Origin of the sequence: Streptomyces sp. KLMMK (assembly GCF_036961605.1) — a bacterium.
Lineage (GTDB): Bacteria > Actinomycetota > Actinomycetes > Streptomycetales > Streptomycetaceae > Streptomyces > Streptomyces telluris.
This window is the reverse complement of sequence record NZ_JBAMDC010000330.1, coordinates 1-7,363: the sequence shown is the minus strand read 5'-3', so window position 1 is coordinate 7,363 and position 7,363 is coordinate 1. Positions and strand designations below refer to the sequence as shown.

Below are 7,363 nucleotides of genomic sequence, written 5' to 3'. Positions count from 1 at the left end.
CTGCGGCCCCTGCCGCCCCGGCTCGACGGGATCACCCTCGCCGGCGGCCACCTGTCGGTCAGCGAGGGCGCCCTGGTCGGCGGCGATCTCTACGAGGCGCTGGCCACGCCGTACGGCGTCCGTATCGTCATGGGGGACGTCCGCGGCCACGGCCTGACGGCCATCGGCACCGTCGCCGCCGTCCTCGGCAGCTTCCGCGAAGCCGCCCACGACGAGCCCGCCCTGGCCGGTGTCCTGCGCCGCCTGGACCGCGCCCTGCAGCGCCACCTGTGCGAGCGCGCCCGCGCCGAGGCGCAGGCCAGGCCCGGGGCGGAGCAGGAGCGCGGGCTGGGCGAGGAGTTCGTGACCGTCCTGCTGCTGGAGATCCGCCCCGACGGCCTGGTCACCGCGGTCAACTGCGGCCACCCCTGGCCGTACCGCCTCTCCCGCACCGCCTGCGAGGGCCCCCGCGCCGCCGCGGTGGGGCGGGGCGATCCGCTGCCTCCGCTCGGGCTCTTCCCGCTGCCGCCCGAGCTGCCCGTCGCCCCCCTGACCCGGCTGCTGCCGGGGGACGCCCTGGTGCTCCACACGGACGGTGCGGAGGATGCGCGCGATGCGGCCGGGGCCTTCTTCCCGCTCGCGGGCGTCCTCGGCGCCGTCGCCGACCGTGCGCCCGTCGTCCCCGCCGCGGTCATCGAGCACGTCCAGTCCGCGCTGCTGCGCCACACCGGCGGCCGGCTCTCCGACGACATCGCGCTGCTGGTGCTGAGCAACGACCGATGCCGTGCCCAGGAGCGCGAGCCCCACCCCTGTCTGGCCCGTTCCGGACGCCCCCGCCGCTGACGCTCAGCCACGGCCGGTTCACACCCCGTGCGAAGGGATCTCCATTACGCTGGCCCCACCGAGCGCATGCGGAGGGCAGGATGGAGCCCAACACTCTCCTTGACGCCATCCTCGACGAAGCGGGCATATCCCACGCCGGCCTGGCCGCCCACGTCAACGCGGCAGGCCGGGCCCGGGGTCTGGCGCTGCGTTACGAACACACGGCCGTCGCCCGCTGGCTGAAGGGCCAGCGGCCCCGCGGCCAGGTGCCGGATCTGATCTGCGAAGTCCTCGGCGAGCGGCTGCACCGCGCGCTGACCCTGGACGACATCGGCCTCGGCACCCCGGGCAGCCCGCGGCTGCCCAACACCCCGCTCTCCGGCTTCGTCGAACGGGCCACGGCCCTCTGGCGCTCCGACGAGCAGCAGCGCGAGCACATCGTCACCGCCCCCGCCGTCACCGGGACCCCCGCCGTCATCCCGGTCTGGGAGTGGGAGAACCCGCCCGAGGACGCCGACGTCTCCCGGCGCGGCCTCACCCGCGTCTCCATGGACGACATCGAGATGCTGCGCGCGGCCCGCACCCACTACGAGCAGATGTACCGCAAGGCGGGCGGGATCGCGACGCGCGCCCGCGTCGTCGGCTTCCTCAACGCCGAGGCCGCCCCCCTGCTGCGCGGCAGCTACACCGACGAGACGGGCCGTCAGCTGCACCGGGCCACCGGCGGGCTGGTCGCCGTCGCCGGTATCTGCGCCTACGACTCCGACGCGCACGGCCTGGCCCAGCGCTATTTCCACCAGGCGCTGCGGCTGGCCAAGGCCAGCGGCGACCGGGGTCTCGGCGGCTACGTCATCGCCCTGCTCGTCAACCAGTCGCTGTTCATGCGCGAGTACCGGCAGGCCGTGGCGTTCGCCGAGTCCGCGCTGCGGGCCGCGGGCACGGAGCTGACCCCGGCCCTCGCGACCGACCTCTACGCCATGCAGGCCAAGGCGTACGCGCGGCTCGGCGACGGTGCCGGCGCGCTCGCCTGCATCCGCCGCGCCGAGACCGCCGCCGAGCGCATCCGCCGTGGCCAGGAGCCCGCCGAGACCGGCTATGTGCAGCCCGGTCTGGTGAACGTGCAGGTGGCGGAGGCGCTCCTGAGCCTCGGCGACCTCGGACCCGCCCGTGAGCACGCGGCCCGGGCCGTCGACACCCCCGCCCACGACCGGGGACGTGTCCACCGGCTCGCCATGCTCACGCACATCGAGCTGCGTCAAGGAGACGCGGACAAGGCGGTGGCCACCGCACGGGAGATGACCGAGCAGGCGAGAGGCATGGAATCGCAGCGCTTACGGGACCGGCTCCGGGCGGTGCGCGAGCATCTGATCGAAAGCGGGTGTGCGGCCACTGCCGAGGCCGCCGAGATGATCGACGGGGCGTTGCGCGTGCCCCTGTGAGGACAGCGCCCGGGGAGGTGGCCACCTCGGCGGAAGGTGGCAACACGTGCGTTGGAAGAATCTCAGGGAGCGGACGGTTTATGCGAACCGCTGGTTCCGGGTCAATCTCGCAGACGTTCAACTCCCCGACGGCCGCCACCTCGACCACTTCCTCATCCGGCTGCGGCCCGTCGCCGTGGCCACGGTGGTCAACGAGGCCAATGAGGTCCTGCTGTTGTGGCGGCACCGCTTCATCACCGACAACTGGGGCTGGGAACTGGCCGCCGGCGTCGTCGAGGACGGCGAGGACCTCGCCGGCGCGGCGGCCCGGGAGATGGAGGAGGAGACCGGCTGGCGGCCCGGCCCGCTGCGGCACCTGATGTCGGTCGAGCCGTCCAACGGCCTCACCGACGCCCGGCACCACATCTACTGGTCGGACGAGGCCGAGTACATCGGCGACCCGGAGGACGACTTCGAGTCCGACCGGCGCGAGTGGGTACCGCTGAAACTGGTGCCCGACATGATCGGCCGCGGCGAGGTGCCGGCCGCCAATATGGCGGCGGCGCTCCTGCTGCTGCACCACATCCGGCTCGGCTAGCGGCCGGCCCCGCGAGCGGCGGCCGTGGCACGCCCCGCGCTCACCGGCCGATCGCCTGCCAGACGGCGAGTGCCAGGGCGGCGACACCGGTGAGCGCGGCCAGTGAGGGCAGGGGCCACCTGCCGTGCTCCAGGGCCCTGACCCGGCCCGCCATCTCGGTGATGTCGCGTTCCGACTGATCGCTGCGCTGGGTGAGGAGGGCGAGGTGGCCGTCGATGCGGACGACGCCGACATCGAGGCTACGACGGAGCTCCGCGAGCTCAGCCGTTCTGGTGGCCTGCTCGGGATGCATGGTCACTTTCCGTACCCCTTCCGGAATGACTCCTGTGTGTCCGACGAGCCGAGTCAACCGTGTCGGCGCGCGGAGCGGGAGCGTGTGCGGGGGGTATATGCGAGTCACCGCCGCACACCCCGTGCGAACACGGGTGTGCGGCGGTGACGGTCCGTGACGGGCGCCGGGGCGCTCGGTACGGGTGCACGTCTTAGTACGTGTAGAAGCCCGAGCCGGTCTTGCGGCCGAGGCGGCCCGCGTCGACCATGCGCTGGAGCAGCGGGGGAGCGGCGTACAGCGGCTCCTTGTACTCCTGGTACATGCTGTCGGCGACCGAGGCGACCGTGTCCAGGCCGATCAGGTCGGAGAGCTTGAGCGGGCCCATGGGGTGGGCGCAGCCGAGCTCCATGCCGTTGTCGATGTCCTCGCGGCTGGCGATGCCGGACTCGAACATCCGGATGGCCGAGAGCAGGTACGGGATCAGCAGGGCGTTGACGACGAAGCCGGAGCGGTCCTGGGCCCGGATGGCGTGCTTGCCCAGCACGTTGGCGACCAGCGCGTCGGCGCGCTTGATCGTTTCCTCGCTGGTGGTGAGCGCCGGGATGAGCTCGACGAGCTTCTGCACCGGGGCCGGGTTGAAGAAGTGGATGCCGATGACGCGGTCCGGCCGGGAGGTGGCCACGGCCAGCTTCACCAGCGGGATCGAGGAGGTGTTGGAGGCCAGGATCGCGTCCGGGCGGGTGACCACCTGGTCGAGGACCTGGAAGATCTCGGTCTTGACCTGCTCGTTCTCGACGACGGCCTCGATGACCAGGTCGCGGTCGGCGAACTCGCCGAGGTCGGTGGTGAAGCTCAGCCGGGCGAGCGTCGCGTCGCGCTCCTCCTCGGAGATCTTGCCGCGCTCGGCGGCCTTGCCGAGGGAGTTGGTCAGGCGGGTGCGGCCGATCTCCAGGGCCTCCCCGGTGGTCTCGGCGACCATGACGTCCAGGCCGGCCCGGGCACACACCTCCGCGATCCCCGCGCCCATCTGGCCGCAGCCCACCACCCCGACACGCGCTACGTCTGCCACAGTGTCCGTCACATCGTGCCTTTCGCTGTTCTCGGTCGTCCGGCGGGCCGCGTCTCGCCGCGGTGCCCGCCTCGTTCCAGACGTTACTCCGCGCCGTGCGGTCCTGATGGGGCTGGGGCGGGCATGCTGGCCTCGAACGGTGTGACCGATTCGACGAGACGGCGAAGAGAGGTCCCGCATATGGGGCGTATGACCCGAAGAGGGTTCACCGTGGCCGCCGCAGGGATGATGTCCGCCATGCTGGCGTCCGGCGAGGCGGGAGCGGCCATGGCACAGTCATGGCCCGCTCCGCGGACGACGGGGGCGGGCGCCCCGGGCGAGCGCCGGCGGAAGCGCGAGTTCCGGGGGATGTGGATCGCCACCGTCGTCAACGTCGACTGGCCGTCCAGGCCGGGCCTGTCACCCGATCGGCAGCGCGAGGAGCTGATCGCCCTCCTCGACACGGCCGTCGACCGCCGCCTCAACGCGGTCATGCTGCAGATCCGGCCGACCGCGGACGCCTTCTGGCCCTCCCCGTTCGAACCCTGGTCGGAATACCTGACGGGAACTCAGGGCCGCTACCCGGGCTGGGATCCGCTGGCCTTCGCCGTGCGCGAGGCCCACCGGCGCAGGATCGAACTGCACGGCTGGTTCAACCCCTACCGCATCGCCAACCACCGCGACCCCGGCCGGCTCGTCGCCACCCACCCCGCGCGCATCCACCCCGAATGGGTCGTGCCCTACGGCGGCAAGCTCTACTACAACCCCGGCCTGCCCGAGGTGCGCCGCTTCGTCCAGGACGCCATGCTCGACCCCGTCTCCCGCTACGACCTGGACGGCGTGCACTTCGACGACTACTTCTACCCGTACCCGGTGGCCGGCCAGCGCTTCGACGACGACGCCGCGTACGCCCGCTACGGCTCCGGCTTCCCGGACCGGGCCGCCTGGCGGCGCGACAACATCGACCTGCTGGTGCGGGAGATGGGGCGGCGCATCAAGCGGCGCAAGCGGCACGTGCAGTTCGGGATCAGCCCGTTCGCGGTCTGGCGCAACCGCTCGGCCGACCCGCTCGGTTCGGACACCCGAGCGGGCGTGCAGACCTACGACGACCTCGGCGCGGACACGCGCAAGTGGGTCGTGGAGGAGTGGATCGACTACATCGTGCCGCAGGTGTACTGGCACATCGGCTTCGCCGCCGCGGACTACGCGAAGCTCGTCCCGTGGTGGGCGGAGACCGTCCGGGACACGGACGTGCAGCTGTACGTCGGCGAGGCGCTGTACCGGGCGGGCGACCCCGCGCAGCCCGCGCCCTGGCAGGACCCGGCCGAGCTCTCGCGCCACCTCACGCTGTGCCGGGAGTACCCGGAGGTGCTCGGGAACGTCTACTTCTCCGCCAAGCAGGTGGCCGCGGACCCGATAGGGGCGATGGCGCGGGTGGTCAAGGACCACTACCCGGCACGGGTGCGCCCGCCTCGCTGACCACGGGCTCCGTCGTGCGGTGCGCGGGGCACGGCCGGACCCCGCCGCGGGGGCCGTCTTCCACCGCAGCGGGGTCGGAGGCGTCTGCTAGCCCTGGTCGGAGCCCTTGCGGTGGTCGACCACCGAGTCGGGGCCCGGCGACATGATCGTCTCGTGGCCGTTCTCGGCGCGGACCCGGTACGGCGGCGTGCCGTTGGGTCCCAGCACCTCGACGATCTCCACGACGTGATCCTGCTTGCCGACCGTCCGCCCGTGGACCACCAACCGGTCACCCTTGCTCGCATGCATCGACGGTGCCCCTTCTGTTCGAGTTCCGTTCGAGATTCGAGGTGTGTGCTGGGATGCTCCCAAGTCTACGGTGACCGGCGGTATATGGCCCGCCTCTCGGCCAGGTGGAGCAACGCGCGCCCGGTCAGCCGCGCGCCCGCTGCGTCACCCCGATGCACACCAGCACCGCCACGGCGGCCACCGGCGCGGCGGGGGTCAGCCGCTCGCCGAGCAGCAGCACCGACCAGACCAGGGTGAGCAGCGGCTGCGCCAGCTGCAGCTGGCTGGCCCGGGCGACACCGATCGCGCTCATGCCGCGGTACCACACCCACATGCCCAGGAACTGCGATCCCGCGGCGAGCCACAGCAGCCCCGCGACCGTGTGGCCCGTGAGCCGTCCGGGCTCTACCGACAGCGCCACCGCGGTCCCCGCGGCCGCCAGCGGCAGGCACAGCACCAGCGCCCAGCCGATGACCTGCCAGCCCGGCATCTCGCGCGCGAGCCGCCCGCCCTCCGCGTAGCCGGCGGCGCAGACCAGCAGCGCGGCGAACAGGTACAGATCCCCGGCCGTGGGGCTGCCGCCGCTCTGCTGCACGGCGAAGGCGATCACCACGGCCGCGCCCGTGACCGCCGCGCCCCAGAAGGTGCGCGAGTGCCGGGTCCGGTTGCGTACGGCCGAGTAGGCGGCGGTCGTCAGCGGCAGCAGGCCCACGACGACCGCGGCGTGCGAGGTCGAGGAGGTCTGCAGGGCGAGCGTGGTCAGCAGGGGGAAGCCGACGACCGTGCCGCCGGCCACCGCGCACAGGGCGGGCCAGTGCCGCCGCGCGGGCACCCGGACGCGCAGCGCCAGCATGCAGCCGGCGGCGATCAGGCCCGCCAGCAGCATCCGGCAGGCGGTCACGGACCACGGGCCGAGCCCCTCCAGGGCCCAGGCCGTCGCGGGGAACGTCAGCGAGAAGGTCGCCACGCCCAGGGCGGCGAGGAGGACGCCGCTCCCCGTCCGAGGGGCCGCGGCTCCCGCGGTGTCCGCCGCGGCGGCTCGCCCGGAGCTCTGCACTGCTACCGTCGTCGACCCGATAGCGCTATCTTTCACTCTCATGCATGAGCGTAACAGCGTCGCTGAACTGGCAGAAGCCTTGAAGAAGGAGCTCAACCGCTACTCTCTGGGTGAGAAGCTGCCGTCCAGCAGGGCCCTCGTCGAACGCTTCCGGGTCAGCCCGGTCACCGTCTCGCGGGCGATCGCCGCCCTCGCCGCGGAAGGCCTCGTGACCACCCGGCCCGGCGCCGGCGCGTTCCGTACGGCCCCGCACGGCGCGCCCGTACGCCTCGGCGACACCTCCTGGCAGCAGGTCGCCCTCAGCGTGGAGAGCGCCGCGGAGGTCGTCCCCCGCTCCGTCGACGCCTCCGGCGTGCTCACCACGCTCGCCGAGCCCCCGCCCGGCGTCATCGAGCTCAGCGGCGGCTACCTCCACCCCGCCCTG

Annotated in this window: 9 protein-coding genes; 5 read left to right on the top strand and 4 right to left on the bottom strand. The window is 72.9% G+C overall.

Annotated elements, in window-relative coordinates:
• From V7793_RS29925 to V7793_RS29915, 3 genes are all read left to right on the top strand, one after another.
• The coding region (locus V7793_RS29925; RefSeq protein ID WP_336012305.1) for a PP2C family protein-serine/threonine phosphatase at positions 1-822 on the top strand (822 nt) is incomplete at its 5' end.
• Between the two features lie 80 nt (positions 823-902).
• A complete protein-coding gene (locus V7793_RS29920) occupies positions 903-2,240 on the top strand; it encodes a transcriptional regulator (RefSeq protein ID WP_336012303.1) in 1,338 nt (445 codons plus the stop codon).
• Between the two features lie 46 nt (positions 2,241-2,286).
• Positions 2,287-2,817 carry an NUDIX hydrolase gene (locus V7793_RS29915; RefSeq protein ID WP_058045202.1) on the top strand — a complete coding sequence of 177 codons (531 nt, stop codon included), beginning with the start codon at positions 2,287-2,289 and terminating at the stop codon, positions 2,815-2,817.
• Between the two features lie 40 nt (positions 2,818-2,857).
• Here the strand turns inward: V7793_RS29915 and V7793_RS29910 are convergent, their stop codons facing one another.
• Positions 2,858-3,109 carry a hypothetical protein gene (locus V7793_RS29910; protein WP_336012307.1) on the bottom strand — a complete coding sequence of 84 codons (252 nt, stop codon included), beginning with the start codon at positions 3,107-3,109 and terminating at the stop codon, positions 2,858-2,860.
• A gap of 190 nt (positions 3,110-3,299) precedes the next feature.
• Positions 3,300-4,157: a 3-hydroxybutyryl-CoA dehydrogenase gene (locus V7793_RS29905; protein ID WP_168096521.1), complete on the bottom strand. Its 858-nt coding sequence runs from the start codon at positions 4,155-4,157 to the stop codon at positions 3,300-3,302.
• Between the two features lie 180 nt (positions 4,158-4,337).
• Between V7793_RS29905 and V7793_RS29900 the strand changes: the two genes are divergently transcribed.
• A complete protein-coding gene (locus V7793_RS29900; protein ID WP_336012300.1) occupies positions 4,338-5,615 on the top strand; it encodes a glycoside hydrolase family 10 protein in 1,278 nt (425 codons plus the stop codon).
• Between the two features lie 87 nt (positions 5,616-5,702).
• On the opposite strand, the gene V7793_RS29895 is transcribed toward V7793_RS29900, so the two are convergent.
• Both V7793_RS29895 and V7793_RS29890 read right to left on the bottom strand, forming a co-directional pair.
• Positions 5,703-5,903, bottom strand: coding sequence for a DUF1918 domain-containing protein (locus V7793_RS29895; protein ID WP_336012297.1), 201 nt, complete (start codon positions 5,901-5,903; stop codon positions 5,703-5,705).
• Positions 5,904-6,027: 124 nt separating this feature from the next.
• Positions 6,028-6,981, bottom strand: a complete 954-nt coding sequence (locus V7793_RS29890) for a DMT family transporter (RefSeq protein ID WP_336012295.1) — start codon at positions 6,979-6,981, stop codon at positions 6,028-6,030.
• On the opposite strand from V7793_RS29890, the gene V7793_RS29885 reads away from it, so the two are divergent.
• Positions 6,905-7,363, top strand: a 459-nt coding sequence (locus V7793_RS29885; RefSeq protein WP_336012292.1) for a winged helix-turn-helix domain-containing protein, incomplete at its 3' end; no start/stop codon positions are given. The genes V7793_RS29890 and V7793_RS29885 overlap by 77 nt on opposite strands.

What these genes read in the sequence shown, in the direction of transcription:
- V7793_RS29900 (WP_336012300.1), top strand. Translation starts at nt 4,338, where the DNA reads ATGGGGCGTATGACCCGAAGAGGGTTCACCGTGGCCGCCGCAGGGATG.
- V7793_RS29910 (WP_336012307.1), bottom strand. Translation starts at nt 3,109, where the DNA reads ATGCATCCCGAGCAGGCCACCAGAACGGCTGAGCTCGCGGAGCTCCGT.
- V7793_RS29920 (WP_336012303.1), top strand. Translation starts at nt 903, where the DNA reads ATGGAGCCCAACACTCTCCTTGACGCCATCCTCGACGAAGCGGGCATA.
- V7793_RS29890 (WP_336012295.1), bottom strand. Translation starts at nt 6,981, where the DNA reads ATGAGAGTGAAAGATAGCGCTATCGGGTCGACGACGGTAGCAGTGCAG.
- V7793_RS29895 (WP_336012297.1), bottom strand. Translation starts at nt 5,903, where the DNA reads ATGCATGCGAGCAAGGGTGACCGGTTGGTGGTCCACGGGCGGACGGTC.